At 41.7% G+C, this 21105-nt stretch carries 16 protein-coding genes; 12 read left to right on the forward strand and 4 right to left on the reverse strand.

The genetic code is table 11. From position 1 onward, the window contains the following. Positions 1 to 51: 51 nt before the first annotated feature. Positions 52 to 1218 (forward strand): alanyl-tRNA editing protein, encoded by a 1167-nt coding sequence (locus ABS301_RS24245; protein WP_349674627.1) that lies wholly within the window; start codon positions 52 to 54, stop codon positions 1216 to 1218. Further along, complete coding sequence (locus ABS301_RS24250) at positions 1218 to 2366, forward strand: AI-2E family transporter (RefSeq protein WP_349674628.1); 1149 nt, start codon at positions 1218 to 1220, stop codon at positions 2364 to 2366. The genes ABS301_RS24245 and ABS301_RS24250 overlap by 1 nt, the downstream gene beginning before the upstream one ends. Positions 2367 to 2412: 46 nt before the next feature. On the opposite strand, the gene ABS301_RS24255 is transcribed toward ABS301_RS24250, so the two are convergent. Then, on the reverse strand, positions 2413 to 2667 hold the full coding sequence (locus ABS301_RS24255) for a hypothetical protein (RefSeq protein WP_349674629.1): 255 nt from the start codon (positions 2665 to 2667) through the stop codon (positions 2413 to 2415). Between the two features lie 133 nt (positions 2668 to 2800). On the opposite strand from ABS301_RS24255, the gene hemB reads away from it, so the two are divergent. After that, positions 2801 to 3784 carry a porphobilinogen synthase gene (gene hemB / locus ABS301_RS24260; RefSeq protein WP_349674630.1) on the forward strand — a complete coding sequence of 328 codons (984 nt, stop codon included), beginning with the start codon at positions 2801 to 2803 and terminating at the stop codon, positions 3782 to 3784. A gap of 22 nt (positions 3785 to 3806) precedes the next feature. Here the strand turns inward: hemB and ABS301_RS24265 are convergent, their stop codons facing one another. Further along, on the reverse strand, positions 3807 to 4661 hold the full coding sequence (locus ABS301_RS24265; protein ID WP_349674631.1) for a PHP domain-containing protein: 855 nt from the start codon (positions 4659 to 4661) through the stop codon (positions 3807 to 3809). A 181-nt stretch (positions 4662 to 4842) separates the two neighbouring features. On the opposite strand from ABS301_RS24265, the gene ABS301_RS24270 reads away from it, so the two are divergent. The 8 genes from ABS301_RS24270 to ABS301_RS24305 all read left to right on the forward strand — a co-directional run bounded on the left by ABS301_RS24270 (position 4843) and on the right by ABS301_RS24305 (position 17532). Beyond that, positions 4843 to 6546 carry a VanW family protein gene (locus ABS301_RS24270; protein ID WP_349674632.1) on the forward strand — a complete coding sequence of 568 codons (1704 nt, stop codon included), beginning with the start codon at positions 4843 to 4845 and terminating at the stop codon, positions 6544 to 6546. Positions 6547 to 6748: 202 nt separating this feature from the next. Continuing rightward, positions 6749 to 10288, forward strand: coding sequence for a pyruvate:ferredoxin (flavodoxin) oxidoreductase (nifJ, locus tag ABS301_RS24275; protein ID WP_349674633.1), 3540 nt, complete (start codon positions 6749 to 6751; stop codon positions 10286 to 10288). Between the two features lie 193 nt (positions 10289 to 10481). Beyond that, positions 10482 to 11336 (forward strand): DUF4397 domain-containing protein, encoded by an 855-nt coding sequence (locus tag ABS301_RS24280; RefSeq protein WP_349674634.1) that lies wholly within the window; start codon positions 10482 to 10484, stop codon positions 11334 to 11336. A gap of 88 nt (positions 11337 to 11424) precedes the next feature. Further along, complete coding sequence (locus ABS301_RS24285; RefSeq protein WP_349674635.1) at positions 11425 to 11820, forward strand: GntR family transcriptional regulator; 396 nt, start codon at positions 11425 to 11427, stop codon at positions 11818 to 11820. After that, positions 11817 to 12716 (forward strand): ABC transporter ATP-binding protein, encoded by a 900-nt coding sequence (locus ABS301_RS24290; protein WP_349674636.1) that lies wholly within the window; start codon positions 11817 to 11819, stop codon positions 12714 to 12716. Before ABS301_RS24285 ends, ABS301_RS24290 begins: the two co-directional genes overlap by 4 nt. After that, complete coding sequence (locus ABS301_RS24295) at positions 12691 to 14856, forward strand: DUF6449 domain-containing protein (RefSeq protein WP_349674637.1); 2166 nt, start codon at positions 12691 to 12693, stop codon at positions 14854 to 14856. Before ABS301_RS24290 ends, ABS301_RS24295 begins: the two co-directional genes overlap by 26 nt. A gap of 87 nt (positions 14857 to 14943) precedes the next feature. Next, entirely contained in the window at positions 14944 to 15426 is a 483-nt protein-coding gene (locus tag ABS301_RS24300; protein ID WP_349674638.1) for a zinc ribbon domain-containing protein, read from the forward strand. Positions 15427 to 15615: 189 nt separating this feature from the next. Continuing rightward, positions 15616 to 17532, forward strand: coding sequence for an LTA synthase family protein (locus ABS301_RS24305; protein WP_349674639.1), 1917 nt, complete (start codon positions 15616 to 15618; stop codon positions 17530 to 17532). Positions 17533 to 17572: 40 nt separating this feature from the next. Here ABS301_RS24305 and ABS301_RS24310 read toward each other — a convergent pair whose 3' ends face one another. After that, positions 17573 to 18679, reverse strand: a complete 1107-nt coding sequence (locus ABS301_RS24310; RefSeq protein WP_349674640.1) for a DUF362 domain-containing protein — start codon at positions 18677 to 18679, stop codon at positions 17573 to 17575. 175 nt (positions 18680 to 18854) lie between these two features. On the opposite strand from ABS301_RS24310, the gene cls reads away from it, so the two are divergent. Beyond that, positions 18855 to 20405: a cardiolipin synthase gene (gene cls, locus ABS301_RS24315; protein WP_349674641.1), complete on the forward strand. Its 1551-nt coding sequence runs from the start codon at positions 18855 to 18857 to the stop codon at positions 20403 to 20405. A gap of 50 nt (positions 20406 to 20455) precedes the next feature. Here cls and ABS301_RS24320 read toward each other — a convergent pair. Then, positions 20456 to 21105: complement C1q domain-containing protein (locus ABS301_RS24320; protein WP_502878003.1), on the reverse strand; the 650-nt coding region annotated here is incomplete at its 5' end.

A 21105-nucleotide genomic window follows, 5' to 3' on the forward strand; every position in this document is an offset into this window, starting at 1 on the left:
TAAAGAAATGTTGTGTATAATTAGTAACAACAGGATTAAAAGGAGCAAAAGATGGAAAAATTATATTATGAGAGACCTTATGTGAAGCAGTTTGAAGCAGAGGTGACTGGATGCATACCGGATAAGGATGGTAAATATCTGGTTCGTTTAAACAGGACAGCCTTTTACCCTGAGGGTGGAGGGCAGCCCGCGGATACAGGCACATTGGGAGACGCTCGTGTTTTGGATGTCAGAGAACGTGGGGAGGGAATCGTTCATATTACGGACAGGCCTCTTACTGAAAATTCGCTGGTAACTGGAATTTTAGATTGGGAGAGAAGATTCAGTCATATGCAGAATCATTCCGGAGAACATTTATTTTCAGGCGTGGTACATAAGTGTTACGGTTTCGATAATGTAGGGTTTCATATGGGGAAAGATGAAGTCACCGTTGATTTTAACGGGATATTGACCCTGGAACAGGCAGAAGAAGTGGAAGCAGAAGTGAATGAACTGATCTGGCAGAATATACCGGTTTTAGAGACTTATCCGTCAAAGGAAGAACTGGATGCATTGAATTACAGAAGCAAGAAGGAATTAAGCGGCCAGGTAAGGATTATTGAATTCCCTGGAGCAGATGTATGTGCCTGCTGTGGAACCCATGTAATGACTGCAGGAGAGATTGGAATTTTAAAAGTCACTGGTCTGATGCGATATAAAGGCGGCGTGAGAATATCCCTGCTGTGCGGCAGAGAGGCATTTCTTGATTACCGCAGAAAATTAAAAGCTGTCCAGGGAATCTCCGTGTTATTATCAGCGAAACCGGACAGTGTACTGGAGACAGTCACAAAACTAAAAGAGGACGGTGCGAAAAAGGATGGTGATGTAAGCCGGCTCACCAGAGAACTGCTAGAATATAAAACAGCACAATATCCGGTTAGCAGCGATTCCCTGCTGGTGTTTGAGGAGCATCTTTTGCCAGCACAGCTCAGACAGTTTGCCACCATGCTTTATGAGGCGAAGAAAGGGAGCATTGTATTGGTATGTTCCGGAGAAGATGGCCTGTTTCAGTATGCAGCAGGCAGCAGTGATATGGATATGCGGGAATTCAGCCGCCAGTTAAATGCAAAATTAAATGGCCGCGGCGGAGGGAATGCCCTGCTGGCACAGGGGACTTTTCAGACATCGTTTCAGGAAATTCAAAAAGTGTTTCAGGAAGAGATCCAGAGGAGGATTTAATGGAATTAAATGACAGCACAATAAAAAAATTACGATGGTTAATTGTATTTACTGTGATTGCCGTAGTAACTGGTATTAATTATAGAAGTTTATTTGCCCTGATTGTCAGGGCGGTGGGGATTTTAACTCCTTTCTTATTAGGTGGAGTTATGGCATTTGTATTAAATGTTCCCATGCGGGCGATTGAACGCATTCTGCCGGTAAAAAAAGAAAGTCAGTTTCGCCGCCCTTTAAGCCTGGTTCTCACTTTTGTGTTTGTAATCGGAATTTTGCTTGTGGTTACTTTTGTAGTCATGCCACAGCTGTTTGATACAGTTTTAAGTCTGCAGTACAGCTTACCTGTTTTTTTCAATGATGTAAAGCAGGGAGCAGAGAAGCTTTTTTCCCAATATCCGGAGATTACAGATTATATTAACAATATTCAGATTGACTGGAAATCCTATCTTGAGAAAATTGTACAGTTTTTATCTGTTGGTGCCGGAACAGTGTTGTCCTCTACTTTATCCGCAGCTTTAAATATTATAAGCGGAGTGACAACCTTTGCAATTGGTGTGGTATTTGCAGTTTACATTCTTTTGCAGAAGGAAAATTTATCAAGACAGATAAAGAAGTTTATGAAAGCGTTTCTGCCTGATCCTGTTTCTAATAGAATTTTAGAGATATTAAGTCTCACCAGCCATACATTTTCCAATTTTTTGACTGGACAGTGTGTGGAGGCAGTAATACTGGGAAGTATGTTCTTTCTCACATTATCCATATTACGCCTTCCTTACGCACTTCTTATTGGAGTCCTGATCGCGTTTACTGCTTTGATTCCTATGTTTGGGGCATTAATTGGCTGTGCAATCGGAGCCTTTTTAATGCTGATGGTGAAGCCCTTTGATGCAGCTTTGTTTCTCATCATCTTCTTCGTTCTTCAACAGATCGAAGGAAATTTAATTTATCCCCATGTGGTTGGCAATTCAGTGGGACTTCCTGCTATCTGGGTTCTGGTAGCGGTGACCATAGGCGGCAGTGCCATGGGGATTGCAGGTATGCTGATATTTATCCCGCTTTGTTCCGTTCTCTATGCGATTTTAAGAGAAACTGTGAACAAAAGAATTTGGGCGAAAGAACGGGCAAAACGCAAAAAAACAGTAAAAGAATAAAAAAGGATTCCCTGAATGAAGACATCGGGGAATCCTTTTCCTTGCCTTAATCAAGGTCTGCGTGATAAACCGTACCGGATCGGTGAATGTCAATCGCACTTAAGTTAAACTGATCTTCAAAGATCTGAATCTTGTACTCAAAAAATATTTCATCTGTTTTTTTAGACATGAACACATAAGCTCCCGGTTCCTTGTCTTCAATTTCATCACAGATCTCATCGTAGATGTCCTGTCCGTTTACCGGACCTTCATATCCGGTATTACGAATGGCATCTTCAATTGCCTGATAAAATTCTTCCATAATAAAAGACCTCATTTCTGGTTCGTATTGTACATCTGCTATTATAAGCAATCTTTTCCAATGTCGCAAGAATTACTTGAATCTTATTTGAGAGGGTGTATAATAGGACAGGAATAAAAGGGAGGTAATGGAAATGGACTTATTATATAGACCCAGAAGACTTAGAACATCTGAGACTTTAAGAACAATGGTGCGGGAGACCAGAGTTTCCAGACAGGCTCTTATTTATCCCCTGTTCGCCGTGGATGGAGAAGGCATTGTAGAAGAAATTCCTTCTATGGAGGGACAATATCGATATAGTGTAGACCGGCTTTGTGTAATTCTTGATAAACTGACTGCTGCCGGAATTAATAAGGTAATTTTGTTTGGCATACCAGCACAAAAAGACAGCTGCGGCAGCCAGGCTTATGATGAAAATGGAATTGTGCAGCGCGCAGTCCGCTATATCAGGGAATTTTATCCGGCAGTCTATATCATAACGGATGTGTGTATGTGTGAATATACTTCTCATGGACATTGCGGGATATTAGCAGGAGAGTATGTGGATAATGATCAGACTCTGGAGTATTTAAACCGCATTGCAGTCTCACATGTAGAAGCAGGCGCTCATATGGTCGCTCCTTCTGATATGATGGATGGAAGGATTCATACCATGAGGCTGGCACTTGATAAAGCCGGATTTGTAAATGTGCCAATAATGGCTTATTCTGCAAAATATGCGTCTGCCTTTTACGGCCCGTTTCGGGAGGCTGCCGGATCTGCACCTGCCTTTGGAGACCGCAAGAGCTATCAGATGGATTACCATAACAGGAAAGAAGCATTAAAGGAAGTTGAGCTTGACGTAGCAGAAGGAGCAGATATTGTTATGGTAAAACCAGCTCTTTCCTATCTGGATATCATACGTGAGGTGTCAGACAGCACAGAAGTGCCTGTGGCAGCCTACAGTGTAAGCGGAGAGTATTCCATGATTAAGGCTGCAGCAAAAGCCGGCTTTATGGATGAGGAAAAAACTGTTTGTGAATCAGCTGTCAGTATCTTTCGTGCGGGAGCAGATATTCTGATCACATATTTTGCCATAGATCTTGCCCGCTATATGGACGAAGGAAAAATCGGATAGTACGTGATTCTGGCAGGAGAGGTTACAACCCCTTTTCCTGCCGTATTCTTTTAATATCATCGAGAAGCAGGGCTGAGATGCGAAGACCGCCTCTTCCTGTACCTAAATCAATATCAGGCTTATTGGTACCGTGAAAATCAGAGCCGCCGGTAGGAAAGAGCTGGTATTTTTTTGCAAGCTTTTTTAATTTTCCGCTATCATATTGATTATTGGAAGAGTGATAGACTTCAAGACCATGAAGTCCAATCTCCTTTAAATAGGAAACAAGCTCTTCTGTTTTTTTGTCCCCCAGGTGATACTGGTATGGATGGGCGAGGACGGGGGATGCTTTGCAGTCTCCCAATATTTTCATGGCATGCTCCGGAGTAATCTTTTCTTTTCTCGGGCAGTACGGTCCGCTGTAGCTTAAATATTTCTTAAATGCCTGATCCATATTTTTGACATAGCCCTTTTCTAACAGAACCCGGGCGAAATGTGCACGGGTAATGACCGTATCGGGATTACCAGCCTGTACCTCAGGAAGTGTGATGTCAATACCGGCATTTTGAAAACGGTGAATCATCTCAGTATTCCTCTTCATGCGGATGTCTTTTAGCGTGTCAGTTTCAGTGATAAATTTTTTATCAGCCAGATCGACATAAAGCCCTAAAATGTGAATTTCTTCACCCAGATAAACGCAGGAGAGTTCAATGCCGGGAATCACTTCCAAAGGCAGACTTTTTGCAGCCTCCAAAGCTTCGGGAATGCCTTCGATTGTATCGTGGTCTGTAAGCGCAATTGCCGAAAGCCCTTTTTGCGCCGCCAGTTCCACAACACTGGCGGGTGTTAAGGTGCCGTCAGAAGCGTTTGAATGAACGTGAAGATCAATAAAATTCATAGGTACCTCCGAAATGAAATAGTTTATTAATACTATAGTAACATGTTTTTTTAGTTCTGTAAAATGTAGAATTTACGCGAAAAATAATTAAGAAAATTCATAAAAACGTAATAGCATTTCCCACAAAGTATGGTATACTACTCAGTGTAATGCTACATAATCATGTAAAAAGGTGAAGTAAATGAGTCAGGATGATAACAGACAAAGAAGCGGTGGAAGAACCCATTCCTCCCAGAACGGAAGCAAAAGAAATACGCCGAATTCAGGCAGAAGGACAAGCCAGTCTTACAGAGGAGGAAACTCCTATCAGCAAAGACGCGGTAAGAAGAGAAGAAGAGGACCGCAGTACGGAATTACGAAAATTTTGCTGGCGGCTGTTTTCGCTGTTGCCTCCGTTATCAGTGTTATGGCTGCTGTTAAGTATATTGGGGGTCATAAGACAAAAGAGACCGATGTGAACTCTACGAAAGTCTCTGAGACCCAGTTGAAAAAAGAGGTACATGTAGACGGAGTTTCCATTACAGGTCTGTCAAAGGCGGAAGCTAAAAAAGCAATTGACCAGTCCATAGGCTGGGGCATGAAAGTTGCTTATGAGAATGAAACATACGAACTGAAGAATTTTTTAGATGACAGGATTGATACCCTGTTGGATGAAATTTACAGTAAGGATACAAAAGAGGAATATACCATCGATACAGATGGTTTGGATGATGAAGTAGAAACTGAGGTCAAAGCCATTGCTGGAAAGTGGGATGTACCAGCCAAGAATGGTTCGATCTCCGGATTTGACAAAGCCACAGGAAAGTTTGTTTACGCTGGCGAAAAAAAAGGAATTGCAATTGACCAGGACAAGCTGACTGCCGATATTCTGGCACAGATTAAAGCAAAGAATTATAAGGGATCCATTGCTGCACAGGCCACAGAGACAGCTCCTAAGATTACAGAAGAGCAGGCGAAGGCACTGTATAAAGTAATAGGAACTTATGCGACAACAACAACGACCAACAGCGACAGGAATAAGAATATTGAGCTTGCTTCCACTGCACTCAATGGACTGATTCTGCAGCCAGGAGAGGAATTCTCTTTTAATAAGGCGACCGGTGAGCGTTCTTCTGCAAAGGGATACCGTCCGGCAGGAGCTTATCTTAACGGAGTACTGATTGAAGAGCCGGGTGGCGGTGTATGCCAGGTTTCTTCTACCCTGTATAATGCAGTTGTTTTTGCAGGACTGACAACTACAGAGCGCCATGCACACAGTTATGAGCCCAGTTATGTGACTCCGGGTGAGGATGCGATGGTAAGCTTTGGGGGACCGGATATGAAGTTTGTTAATAATTCTTCCAGTGCCATCGCTATCAGAACCAGTTTTGCTGACCGCAAGCTAAAAATTTCTATTATAGGTATCCCTATACTGGAAGATGGTGTTACATTATCTATGACTTCCAACAAGACAGCAGAATTAGATGCTCCGGCACCAATTTATGAAGAGGATCAGACCATGCAGCCAGGGGAAGAAAAAGTGATTAAGCAGGAAACAAAGGGAAGCCGTTGGGTAACCAATCTGGTTACTAAGAAGGACGGTGCTGTGGTAAGCGATGAATTCTTCCATAACAGCACCTACCGTGGCAAACCGGCTACAATAAAACGTAATACAACTGGTGTTGTGGTACCTGCCACAGATCCTTCCCAGACTGTACCGGAGAACCACCAGGGGAATACACCGACTCAGACGGAACCAGGCAGCGGCCCGGGAACGAATACAGGTGAGACGGCGCCCACTACAGCAGCGGAAACCCAGAACACTCCGGCAACCCAGGCTGAGACGGAAGGGACTACAGCGGAAAATACACAAAGTATCATACAGCCAAATCCCATGAGTCAGTAGTATTAATAACCAAAAAAGACAGCATCAGACACATATTTAAGGTCTGGTACTGTCTTTTTTTAAATTGTTTTGAAAATAATACTTTAATTTCCAGTTTTAATATTTGCTTTTTGTTGAATAATTGTTATAATAATGTCAGGTCACTTTCCCCTAAGGGGAACCAAATTATACAAATATTCACATTTGCAGGAGGAAATCAAGAATGGCAAGAAAAATGAAAACCATGGATGGAAACCATGCAGCAGCTCATGCATCCTATGCATTTACTGATGTAGCGGCAATCTATCCTATTACACCGTCTTCACCTATGGCAGAAGCTACAGATGAGTGGTCTACAGACGGAAGAACTAATATTTTTGGCCAGACAGTGCACATTACAGAGATGCAGTCTGAGGCAGGTGCCGCAGGTGCGGTTCACGGTTCCTTGGCAGCAGGTGCTCTGACCACCACCTATACAGCTTCCCAGGGTCTGTTACTCATGATCCCTAATCTTTATAAAATTGCCGGTGAGCAGTTACCTGGTGTAATCAATGTATCTGCACGTGCTATTGCAAGCCATGCCTTATCAATCTTTGGTGACCACTCTGATGTTTATGCTTGTCGTCAGACCGGTTGTGCAATGTTATGCGAATCCAGCGTACAGGAAGTTATGGACTTAACTCCGGTTGCTCATATGGCAGCTCTTGAAGGTAAAGTACCATTTATTAACTTCTTTGATGGTTTCCGTACTTCTCACGAGATCCAGAAGATCGAAACATGGGATTATGAAGATTTAAAAGAGATGGTAAATATGGATTCAGTTGACGAGTTCCGCCGTCACGCATTAAATCCTAATCACCCTTGTCTGAGAGGCTCTGCTCAGAACCCTGATATTTTCTTCCAGGCAAGAGAAGCATGCAACCCATATTATGATGCACTGCCTGCAATTGTTCAGAAATATATGGATAAGGTAAATGCAAAGATTGGTACAGATTACAAACTTTTCAATTACTACGGAGCTGCTGATGCAGATCATGTAATTGTTTCCATGGGTTCTGTAAACGATACCATTGAAGAGACTCTTGACTATTTAGTTGCAGCTGGCCATAAGGTTGGTGTGATTAAAGTTCGTCTTTACAGACCATTTAGCGCACAGGCTCTGATCGACGCTATTCCTGATACAGTTAAGACAATTTCTGTTTTAGACAGAACAAAAGAACCAGGCTCTTTAGGCGAACCATTATACTTAGATATTGTTGCAGCATTAAAGGGAACAAAGTTTGATCAGGTTAAGATTCTTACCGGACGTTATGGTCTTGGTTCCAAAGATACGACTCCAGCTCAGATCGTAGCTGTATACGAGAACAAGACAAAGACTCCGTTTACCATCGGTATTGTGGATGATGTAACTCACCTTTCTCTTGAGACAGGAGCTGAGATCGTTACTACTCCAGAGGGTACCTCTAACTGTAAGTTCTGGGGTCTTGGTGCTGACGGTACTGTAGGAGCCAATAAGAACTCCATTAAGATCATCGGTGATAATACAGATATGTACGCTCAGGCTTACTTCGATTATGATTCCAAGAAGTCCGGCGGTATCACTATGTCTCATTTACGTTTCGGACATAAGCCGATTAAATCCACTTATTTAATCCGCAGAGCTAATTTCGTAGCATGCCACAATCCTTCCTATATCCGTAAGTACAACATGGTACAGGAACTGGTTGACGGTGGTGTATTCTTATTAAACTGCCCATGGGATCAGGAAGGCCTTGAAAAGCACTTACCAGGACAGGTTAAGAAGTATATTGCTGAGCATAACATTAAGTTCTATACCATTGACGGTGTGAAGATCGGTATCGAAACTGGTATGGGTGCAACCCGTATTAACACGATTCTTCAGTCTGCATTCTTTGAACTGACAGGAATCATCCCTGCAGAAAAAGCAAACGAGCTTATGAAAGCTGCTGCTAAAGCAACTTACGGCCGTAAGGGCGAAGAAATCGTTCAGAAGAACTGGGCAGCAATTGATGCCGGTGCAAAGGGTGTTGTTAAAATCGAAGTTCCGGAAAGCTGGAAAAACAGCGAAGACGAAGGTCTTGATTATAAGAAGATCACAGAAGGAAGACAGGATGTTGTTGATTTCGTAAACAACGTTCAGACAAAAGTTAACGCTCAGGATGGTAATTCCTTACCAGTATCTGCATTCGTTGATTATATTGATGGCTCCACACCTTCCGGATCTGCTGCTTACGAGAAACGTGGTATTGCAGTAACCATTCCTCAGTGGAATCCAGACAACTGTATTCAGTGTAACTTCTGTTCTTATGTATGTCCTCATGCTGTTATCCGTCCTGTTGCTTTAACAGAGGAAGAGGCTGCTAAGAGACCAGAGAGCATGAAAGTTCTTCCTATGACCGGAATGCCAGGATATCAGTTCGCAATCACTGTATCTGCATTTGACTGTACCGGCTGCGGATCCTGTGCAAATGTTTGTCCTGGAAAGAAGGGCGAAAAAGCTCTTACTATGGTAAACATGGAAGCTAACTGCGACGTAACACAGGAAAGATTTGAATATGGTCAGACTCTGCCAATTAAGCAGGAAGTTATTGATAAATTCAAAGAAGCATCCGTTAAGGGAAGCCAGTTTAAACAGCCTCTTCTTGAGTACTCAGGAGCATGTGCAGGCTGCGGCGAGACACCTTATGCAAAATTAATCACTCAGTTATTCGGTGACAGAATGTACATTGCAAACGCAACTGGATGTTCTTCCATCTGGGGTAACTCCTCACCTTCTACACCTTATACCGTTAATGCAAAGGGACAGGGTCCTGCATGGGCAAACTCCTTATTTGAGGATAATGCTGAGTTCGGTTATGGTATGCTTTTAGCTCAGAATGCAATCAGAGAAGGCTTAAAGAGCAAAGTAGAAGAAATCGCAAACTCCGATAAGGCATCTGATGAAGTAAAAGCAGCATGCAAAGAGTATTTAGATACGTTCAGCGTCGGTGTTTCCAATGGTTCTGCATCTGACAAACTGGTTGCAGCATTAGATGGAGTTGATTGTGACTTGGCAAAAGCTGTTGTTAAGTCAAAAGATTTCCTTGGAAAGAAGTCTCAGTGGATCTTTGGTGGTGACGGCTGGGCATATGATATCGGTTTCGGCGGTGTTGACCACGTTCTTGCAAGCGGTAAGGACATCAACATCATGGTATTCGATACTGAGATCTATTCCAATACAGGCGGTCAGTCTTCCAAGGCTACCAAGACTGGTGCAGTAGCACAGTTCGCAGCTGGCGGAAAAGATACGAAGAAGAAAGATCTTGCAAGCATTGCTATGAGCTATGGTTATGTATACGTTGCTCAGATCGCTATGGGTGCTGATTACAATCAGACCGTTAAAGCAATTGCAGAGGCAGAAGCATATCCAGGTCCATCCTTAATTATCGCATACGCTCCATGTATCAGCCATGGTATCAAGAAGGGTATGTCAAAGGCACAGACAGAAGAGAAGCTTGCTGTAGAGTGCGGATACTGGAATAACTTCCGTTTCAATCCTGCTGCTGAGAAGAAGTTCTCCTTAGACAGCAAGGCTCCTGCACTGGAAGGATATCAGGAATTCTTAAAGGGTGAGGTTCGTTACGCATCCTTAGCAATGAAGAATCCGGAAAGAGCGGCTGAATTATTCTCTAAGAATGAGGACGACGCAAAATCAAGATTTGAATATCTTCAGAAGCTGGTTACTTTATACGGCAATGAATAATTAAAATATTGATGGAAAGAGGTGTACCTTGTCGAAAGACCGGGTGCACCTCTTTTCTGCTATCTGCCCATATTGCATATAATCCATAAATTATAATATTCTGATGACAAATGGGGGATGATTCCTGTCTGACAGGCACTGAGGATTGTTCGCCGAATAAACTTACTATATAACGATAATAAAGAGGGATTTTATGGGTATTATTTATTATATGCAAAATGAAACCAATCAAAATCAACCTCCTGACTCCAATCAGGAAGTCAATACTTCGCCATCAGATACCGGGGATGAGCAGGATAACCAGGATACCCCGTCTAATGTACCCCCTCCGGATCTTAGTGAGGATTGGCCATTGAAACGAAACCCCAGTGAAAATTCGGATACTGACGAACATTGGACTTCCGTTATCACCGTGTTTCCCAAGCCGATTATACCATGCTATTTTTGCAATACCAGTGAATACGGACTGGTAAGATTTTTAAATGCTGCTGCGGGTTACGATCCATTTCAGATCTATATTAACAAGCAACTTGCTGTAAATGGTCTGGATAACGGGGACATGAGTCAATACGGAAGAGTTTCAGCCAAGACCCAGACTGTGACTGTACAAGGGGAGAATGGATACGTTTATTTAGAGAAACAGATTGATGTCCCACTGGGGCAGGCAATGACGGTGGCAGTGTTCAATTCGGATACAGGTCTTGAAATAATGGAGATCATGGATATGTACTGCAACGGCGGAATTAACACCGGGTGCTTTCGGGTCTGTAATTTATCCATTACAAATCGAAAAGTGAACGTATTTTTAAATGGAGGAGTACTTACATTTAAGGAGGTGGACTATAAAGAGGTTACCGCCTTTAAATACCAAAAGATCGGTTTTTACCTGGTTTCGGTAATGAGCAGCAATGCTCAGAGCGATAATATCCTGCTTTCTTCTAATATTTACATCAGAGGAAATGCTTCTTATACATTATATGTATTTAACTGGAGCAATACGATGAATGCCATTCGGATCCTGATTGTTGAAGACAGAAGAAATTATTAAATAACGTCGCCTCCGGTTGACAGATCGGAGGCGATCTGCTATATTAAGTGTATTAAATGTGTTGGTACAGTTAAGAAAGAGGTGAATTATGATTCTGCTTGATTATAAAGATCGCAGACCTATCTATGAACAGATAGTGGAAAAATTAAAAGACCTTATGATTTGCGGAGTATTGGAACAAGACAGCCAGCTGCCTTCTGTCAGAAGTATGGCCACAGATTTATCCATTAATCCCAATACCATACAGAGAGCTTATATGGAGCTTGAGAGGAGAGGTTTTATTTATTCTGTGAAAGGAAGAGGCAGTTTTGTTGCAGATACCAGCTCCATCCGTGCTCTCAAAACCAGTGAATTAAAGAATAAGCTGGGGGACTGGGTGGAAGAGGCAAAGAGGGCTGGAATAAAAGAGGATAAAGCCCATTCGTGGCTGGCAGAGGAATGGATTTATGAAGAAAACGGATCAGGGGGAGGAGTGAAGGAATGATTAAGGCAGAAAATTTGACAAAACAATTTGACAATATCATGGCACTGGACCATGTAAGTGCTGAGATAAAGGATGGGAATGTATTTGGTCTTATCGGTACCAATGGCGCTGGCAAGAGCACTTTTTTAAGACTGCTAAGCGGAATTTTAAAACCAGATGAGGGAACTGTGACCATAGATGGAGAGTCTGTCTTTGAAAATGAGAATGTAAAGAAGAGATTTTTCTATATTTCAGATGATCAGTATTATTTTAATAATGCGACTCCCCGGGATATGATGGAATTTTACAGTAAAGTTTATCCGGAATTTGATCGGAAGCGCTTTGAAAGTCTGATCGGTAATTTTGGATTGGAAATGAGAAGAAAGGTACATACCTTTTCAAAAGGTATGAAGAAGCAGCTGTCTGTAGCCTGCGGCATCAGTGCCAATACAGATTATTTATTCTGTGATGAGACATTTGACGGTCTGGATCCGGTTATGCGACAGGCAGTAAAAAGTATTTTTGCCAATGATATGGCGGAAAGAAATTTAACTCCCATTATCGCCTCTCACAATTTAAGGGAGCTGGAAGACATATGTGACCATGTAGGACTGCTCCATAGAGGAGGCATACTGCTTTCAAAGGATTTAGATGATTTAAAGCTGAATATTCACAAGGTTCAGTGTGTGTTAAAAGATGGTATGACAGAGGCAGACCTGGTATCCTTAGACCGTATTAAGACGGAGACGAGAGGAAAGCTGTATACCATGACAGTACGGGGAACCAAGGAAGAGGTTGTTGGAATGATGGAATCCCTCCAGCCTGTCTTCTATGAGATTATTCCCTTATCGCTGGAAGAAATATTTATAAGTGAAACGGAGGTGGCAGGATATGACATCAAAAAGCTTATTTTTTAAACTGATACAGGAAGATGGTAAGCGCAGACTTTGGGCGGTGACCCTTGCTTTTCTGATGTTTTTCTTCTCACTCCCGGTTACCATAGCTATGGTAATTGGAGAATCCTTGAAACAAGAGGAAACCATAGCCAGTATTCATTCTCAACTAAGGAATTTAATGGGATTTCAAAATGGTTTTATTACCTTTCTGCTGATTGTTTTATCCATTGTGATGGGAGTTACAAGTTTTTCCTACCTTCACTCCAGACAAAAGGTTGACTTCTATCATGGAATTCCAGTAAACAGAAAACACTTATTCTGGGCCAATTATCTGAATGGTATATTGATTGTGGCAGTTGTTTATGGGGTTAATTTAATTCTTACCCTGGGCGTTACTACGGCGTATGGTATATCACCTTCTGAACTTATGGGTACAGTTATTTCAGGATATCTGCTTTTTCTGCTTCATTATGCCATGATATACGCTGTTACAGTGCTGGCGATGATTATGACAGGAAGCGTGATTGTAGGTATATTTGGTACAGCAGTTTTCGAAGGTTATTTTACAATTTTACTGTTTATTTTACAGGGATGTTATGGATACTTTTTTCATACCAGCTATAGAAGCGGAGAAGAACTGTTCCGCCCGTTTCTGGTAAAATCTTCTCCATATGCAATATTTATTTATAATGTTGCACTTGATAATGGTGAAAAGCTGGGTGCTATATTAGTTTCCCAGATCATAATTGTAGCTGTCTTATTTGTTATATTCACCTTCCTTTGTCTGTTTTTATATAAAAAAAGAGGTTCTGAGTCTGCAAAAAAGGCGATGGCATTTAAAATCAGTATGCCGATAATCCGGATTCCCATTGTTGTTTTATCTTCCCTTTCCGGATGCTTTGTCTTCTGGACCATCCGTTCAAGTATGGGGTGGGCGGTATTTGGTTTGCTTTGTGGCATGTTGTTATCTCATTGCGTCATTGAAATCATATACCACTTTGATTTTAGAAAATTATTTTCAAACTGGAAGCAGATGATTGCGTCAGCTCTTGTAGCGGCGGTGATATTTGGCAGCTTTCAAATGGATCTGTTTGGATATGACAGTTATATACCTTCTGAAAATTCCATAGATTCCATTGCAATATCCTTGAATAATGATAACAATTGGGTTTCCTATGGAGATGCAGTTCGGGATACCATAAATGATTATCGCTGGCAGTATCAAAGTGGAGATGATTATATTTTCAGCCATATGAAGCTGGAGAATAAAGCACCGGCTCTGTCTATGGTGAAAAAAGCGGTTGAATACAACAGGGGCAAAAATTGGGATCAATTTACTGATAACGATTGGGAAGAATCAGACAGAAGCTGCGATTTCTCTGTGAAATATACCCTTAAGAACGGAAAGAATGTACATCGCAGCTATTCCCTGAAATATTCAGAGGTAGAAGAGGAACTGACCCAGCTATACGAAGATCAGGATTTCATTCAGGCAGTATATCCTATTTTCAGTCAGACAACTGAGAATACATCTGCAGTGAGAGTCAGCAGAGGATCACAGTCAAGTATTATTAGTCGTGACAAAAATGGTACAGATAAGGCTATGACGGAAAAACTCCTTCTTGCATATCAGACTGATTTAAGTCAGTTGAAAGTTGAAACTATGAGCAAAGAAAATCCGGTAGCCTCCATTCAGTTTATGACAAAGATTCAGGCTGAAGCAGACAGTAAGAGAGAGGGAAATCAGAATTCCTGGCAGTATAGTGATCTGACTTCCAGAGGGTATTATCCGATCTATCCTTCCTTTACTAATACTATGAATTTATTAAGAGAATGTCAGCTGGATGTCGATAGCTGGAATTCCTATGACGAAATTAAAGAAATCAGTTTTGATTTAAGCCAGTTATCTAAGTATGATAAGGTAACTTATGAAAGCAGCAGTTCTCAATACTATACAGTTTCAGATCCGCAGCTGATTGCTCAGATTATGAGTCAGGCCGCAATTGATGAATATGCAGGCATGAACCCGTTTGGTATCTGGAATACAGATCGTATCAGTTTTTCCGCTGTCAGCAGTGCGTTGGGCAATCGCAGTGAGATTCAGTATATTGTACCTCTAAAGCAGCTTCCTGATTCAGTAAGAGAAGCGCTGAAGCCATAAACAGGAATTGTGATAACAGTCTTTCATTGACTTTTTCTTCCAATAAAGTTACAATGGTAGGAGCAAAAGTCAAAGGAGGAATCACGGATGGCATTTTTTGAAGAGCTGGGAAAGACACTTAGTGATACCGGCAAAGAGGTTGCAACGAAGGCGAAAGCATTGACTGAGACGATACAGCTAAAGACACAGATCGGTGCAGAGAAAACCAAGCTGGAAGAAGCTTATGCAGTCATTGGAAAACTGTATTATGAAGACAACAGTGAGCCTAAGGAAGCTTATACCAAAGCTTATGAAGCTGTCAGAGCCAGCCGGGCAAGAATTGCCGCCCTGGAGATTGAATTGACCCAAAGTGAAGGCAGCCGTATCTGTGCGGAATGCGGAGCAAAGGTTCCCAAAAGCTCTCTGTTTTGCGGCAAGTGCGGGGCTCCTGTGAAAGAGGCAGCAGCTGATCCAGATTCAGAAGAGATGGATGAGAAGGAGCAGACTACCTCGGCAGAGGAAGTGAATATAACTGCCGGCATTAATGCTGTGAATGATGATGTGTTTGAACCTACGGAAGAACAGGAATGATTACGAGGGGCCGGATTGAATCCGGTCCTTTTTTTAGTTTGCCTGCCATGCAAGATCAACATCGAAAATTACTCAGTTAGAGAAATTTAATCCTACTCGATGCTAATTTAAAAAAAGGTATGTAAATTTGCTGTAAAATGTGGTAGACTAAACCCGGTTCGCAAATGTGCATAGAAGATGAGGTATACAATGAAAGTTTATTTCAGATGGCTTTGGAAGCTATTAGCTCTTTCTGCAGGTATTAATTTAGTGATAGAGCTGGCCAGCCGGAAGTCGCTGTTGAATCTGGGTTCTTATATAGGGAATAGTTTTTTTATCTTTTTACTTAATACTTTAATCATTTTTCTTCCCTTTACTATTATGTTTATTACAAGGCGAAAAGCATTTGCCTGTATCTTAATTACGTTTCTGTGGATTTTTATGGGGATTGTAAATGGTATTCTTCTGATCTTCCGTACAACTCCCTTTACGGCAGCCGATCTGCGTCTGGTGAAGTATGCCATAAGCCTTGCTACCGTTTACTTTACCTGGATGCAGATTATTCTCATGGCATCAGCTGGTGTATTGGCATTTATCTTATTAGTGGGAGTCTGGAAAAAAGCACCAGTCAGTCAGGAGAAAACCAGACTGAGTCATGGATTGGCAATCATTTTTTTGAGTACTGCACTGGTACTTGGCGTTACAAGCGGTGCCATGAAGTACGGTCTGGTAGCGGTTCATTTTGGCAACATCGGACAAGGCTTTCGATCATACGGATTCCCATATTGTTTTTCCAATTCCGTATTTAATACCGGGATAGCAAAGCCGGAAGGATATGGGTCTGAAACATTGGAAACCATTCAGTCGGAGGAACTGGTGCCTGAAAACACCTATGCAATTACGGAAAACACAAAACCCAATGTGATTATGATTCAGCTGGAATCGTTTTTTGACCCCTCTTTGTGGAAAAACAATCCGGTGGATTATGATCCCATACCCTTTTTCCACCAGCTGCAAAAAAATTATCCAGGGGGATATTTAAGCGTTCCTTCTGTTGGAGCAGGTACTGCCAATACGGAGTTTGAAAATATAACCGGTATGAATCTGGACTTTTTCGGTCCAGGTGAATATCCATATAAGACAGTTCTTAAAAAAACCTCCTGTGAAAGCACTGCTTTTGATCTGAAAAATCTGGGATACACGGCTCATACCATTCATAATAACGAAGCCACTTTTTATGACAGAAACCGGGTTTTTGCGCAGCTTGGATTTGATACCTTTACGCCTATTGAATATATGAATAATATTGAGCGGAATCCTACTGGGTGGTGTAAGGATAAAATTTTAACTGGCGAGATTATTAAGACGCTGGATTCTACACCAGGACCGGATTATATCTACACCATATCGGTACAGGGACATGGAAAGTATCCAAATTTTGAATATTACTGCCAACAGATTAATGAGATGGATCAGTTTATTCGTTCCCTTGTTAATACGTTAAGAACCCGCAAAGAGCCCATCGTACTGGTGCTTTATGGAGATCATCTTCCCGGTTTTGAGTGGAGTGAGGATGAGATGAAGAATCATTCCCTGTTTCAGACAGAATACGTTATCTGGAATAACATGAATCTGCCTGTGGTTAAAAAGGATGTGGAGGCTTATCAGCTTTCTTCTCATGTTCTTAACATGCTGAATATTCATGAAGGAACTATGATCCGGTTTCATCAAAAATATTTAAATGGGGAAAACACCAATGAGGAAAGCTATCTGGAGGATATGAAAAATCTGGAGTATGATATCCTTTACGGAGAGCATAAAGTATATGGTGGAGATAGTCCTTATCTGAAAACTGATTTAAAGATGGGAATTGATAGAATAAAAATTGATAAAGTGGTTTACAATGAATCCAACCTGTTGATTTATGGCGAGAATTTTACTCCTTATTCAAAAGTATGTCTTGATGGAAAAGAGGTAGATACCACCTATGTATGGCCTCAGCTGATTATAGCCAAGGATGTTTCTGAAAAAAAAGTCAACAACAGTGAGATTTCAGTCTGGCAGATCGGAAGGGATAAAGTCCCCCTCAGTGAAGATGGAACCTATCATATGGGGTGGTCTGATTAAAAGAGAAGAGAGAGGCTTTGACCTCTCTCTTTTTGGATCCTTATATCGAAATTAATTCATATTCAGCACTTCCAAGACCTATTGTTACCCCATGTTCAATGGAAGATTTCCAGTTTGTAGTAGGGTGGGTATCTTTAAAATGATCATGGTGGTGGCTCCCGTGCTTCTCAAGAACGCTCCCTGCCATAACCGGCTGCTTATTTACTGCGTCTGCACAGGCAACATCCAGTGCTACAGGATCGAAGGAGGCGAACATTCCCACATCCGGAATAATCGGGATGTCATTTTCTGAGTGACAGTCGCAGTAAGGGGAAACATCCATCACAAGGCTGATATGAAAGTGGGGACGATTTTTTAGTACTGCCTGTGTATATTCCGCTATTTTGCAGTTTAAAATATCGTTTGATTCATCACAATCAGATTCAATGGCATCTACTGGGCAAACGCCAATGCAACGGCCGCAGCTGACACATCTGCTGCTGTTAATCATCGCTTTTTTGTTCTCAAATGAAAAAGCATCATGGGCACAATTCTTTTCACAGGCATGACAGCCGATGCAGGTTTCTTCGGTTACATGAGGTTTTCCCGCGTTATGCATCTCCATTTTTCCCGCTCTTGAACCACACCCCATTCCTATGTTTTTTAGAGTTCCTCCAAAACCTGTGCTTTCATGTCCTTTAAAATGCGTGAGAGATATGAAAATATCAGCGTCCATAACTGCCCGTCCGATTTTCGCTTCTTTAATGTATTCTCCGTCTACTGGAACCAGGATTTCATCCGTTCCTTTCAGACCATCGGCAATCAGAACATGGCAACCGGTGGAAAATGGTGAAAATCCATTTTCATAGGCAGTATCCAGATGATCCAGGGCATTCTTCCTGCTTCCCACATATAAGGTGTTGCAATCAGTTAAAAATGGTTTTCCGCCGGCTTCTTTAATTAAATCAACCACTACCTTTGCGTAATTAGGGCGTAAAAATGATAAGTTACCCAGTTCTCCAAAATGGATTTTTACTGCGGCATATTTATTCTGGAAATCAATGTTCTCAGACATACCGGCTGTTTTAATGAGCCGGGCAAGTTTTTGAGGAAGGTTTTCACGGAAAGTGGTATGAAAATTTGTGTAATAAACCTTGGATTTTTCCATAGATGGTCTCCTTTTGATAATTTTTATTACTATGCATTATACTGTAAATAAAAGGGAATTACAATAAAAGTTATTTGTTCCGTGGTCTGTTTGGCAAATACTTGCAAGATACCTGGTCAGGCGGTATAATATGAACCATGCAAAGAAACAAATTAGCAGAGTGGAGGTACAGAGGATGGGTCGTATCAAAAAGATGCTTAGGATTATTTTTGGAAGGTCTATGTTTGCAGTTATTTCACTTATGATTCAGATTCTGGTTTTAACAGCAGCATACCGCTTCCTGAGCTTTTATCTGGCGTATTTTTATGGTGCAGTTACATTACTTAGCGCACTGGTTATCATTTATATTTTAAATAAAGAAGAGAATCCCAGTTTTAAAATGAGCTGGATGGTGCCTGTAACAGCGGTTCCTGTTTTTGGAACCTTTTTTTATCTTCTGGTGGAATTACAGATTATCGAACGGTTTATGGAGAAGAAGTTAACGTCCAGCATGGATGAGACGGAGTGCTATCTGGAGCAGAATCCCAGGGTTATGGAACGTTTATTAAAAGTCAGCAGGAGAAATGCAAATCTGGCACATTATATGAAAGAATATGGTCATTATCCAGCCTATGGAAATACCAACGCACAGTACTATCCTTTGGGAGAAGCAATGTTTGAAGCTATGAAATGGGAGATAGCTAAGGCTAAGAGATTTATCTTTCTGGAATTTTTTATTATTGAAAGAGGGGAAATGTGGGATTCTATACTGGAATTGCTGGAATCAAAAAGCAGAGAAGGGGTAGAAGTACGGATTATGTATGATGGGATGGGATCATTCACGGTGCTTCCATATAATTATATTAAAGTACTACAGGAAAAGGGATTGAAGGCGAAAGTATTTTCACCAATCAAACCAGTGATATCCAGTTATCAGAATAACAGGGATCATAGAAAAATTCTAGTGATAGACGGACATACTGCGTTTACAGGCGGTATTAACCTGGCAGATGAATATATCAACAGAAAAGTAAGATTTGGACATTGGAAAGACACAGGTATTATGCTCAAAGGAGATGCTGTTACCAGTTTTACCATGATGTTTCTTCAAATGTGGAATATCTCTGAGAAGGATCCGGAGAAATATGATATTTATTTAAGAGATCCGGAGTATTTTTACCCACTGGAGCTTAATATGGAAGGATTTGTGATTCCCTATGGAGACAGTCCTCTTGATAAGGAATCGGTTGGAGAAGAGGTTTACTTGGATATCATTAATAATGCCAGGTACTATGTTCATATTATGACTCCCTATCTGATTCTTGATTATGAGATGGTGAAAGCCCTGACATTTGCTGCGAAAAGAGGGGTGGATGTTTCTATTATCCTCCCACATATCCCTGATAAAAAATATGCTTTTCTGCTTGCTAAATCACATTATGGAGAGCTGATTCGGGCAGGTGTTAAAATATGGGAATATACTCCGGGGTTCATGCATGCAAAAGTCTTTACAAGTGATGATACAAAGGCAGCAGTTGGTACAATTAATTTGGACTTTCGAAGCCTGTATCTTCATTTTGAATGCGGAACGTATCTGTATCGCAATGAAGTAATCCGTGATGTAGAACGGGATTATCAGGAAACACTGTCTTTATGCAGAAGAATTTCGTTAGGAGATATACCAAATGATCCGTGGTATGAAAGATTCGCGGGGCGGGCACTCAGGCTGTTTGCACCGCTTATGTGATAGAAAGAGCGCCGGTTTTTGAACCGGCGCTTTTTGTGGTTTAAGATCTGTTACAATACAGAGACTTCAAGGATTATCATATGAGCGATAACCGGAGTTGTTCCGTAGAATACCTCCTGACCAGTTGTATTGATGATTTGTACGGTAGCAGGAACTGCACCTACTGTCACCAAAGCAGAACCATTAAGCTGACCAGTAACGATTGGTGAATCTGCAGGAATTCCTCCGCTGCCATTTATCTGAGTTGAGAATTCAACATAAGTGGAAGGTCCGGCACCATCTGTTGAGATCCACCAGGAAACATAATAGATACCTGTGGATGTAATGGTTGCGACACCTGTAACTGTATTATAAGAAATATTTATACTTTGGTCATTTACCACTGTATTAAAAATGACAGGGCTGCCATTCGCAACAGTTTCTCCTGCAGTTAACAATACTTCGATACCTCTTAGCTGAGCACCAGGTCCAGCTGCACCAGTAGGTCCGGTAGGACCGGTAGGTCCAGTATCTCCGGTAGGTCCGGTAGCACCGGTAGCGCCAGTAGCGCCAGTAGGTCCGGTAGGTCCGGTAGGTCCGATAGGTCCAGTATCTCCAGTAGGTCCGGTAGCACCGGTAGCGCCAGTAGCGCCGGTAGGTCCGGTAGGTCCGGTAGCACCGGTAGCGCCAGTAGCGCCGGTAGGTCCGGTAGGTCCGGTAG

This window comes from Lacrimispora sp., assembly GCF_031982545.1.
GTDB lineage: Bacteria > Bacillota > Clostridia > Lachnospirales > Lachnospiraceae > Lacrimispora.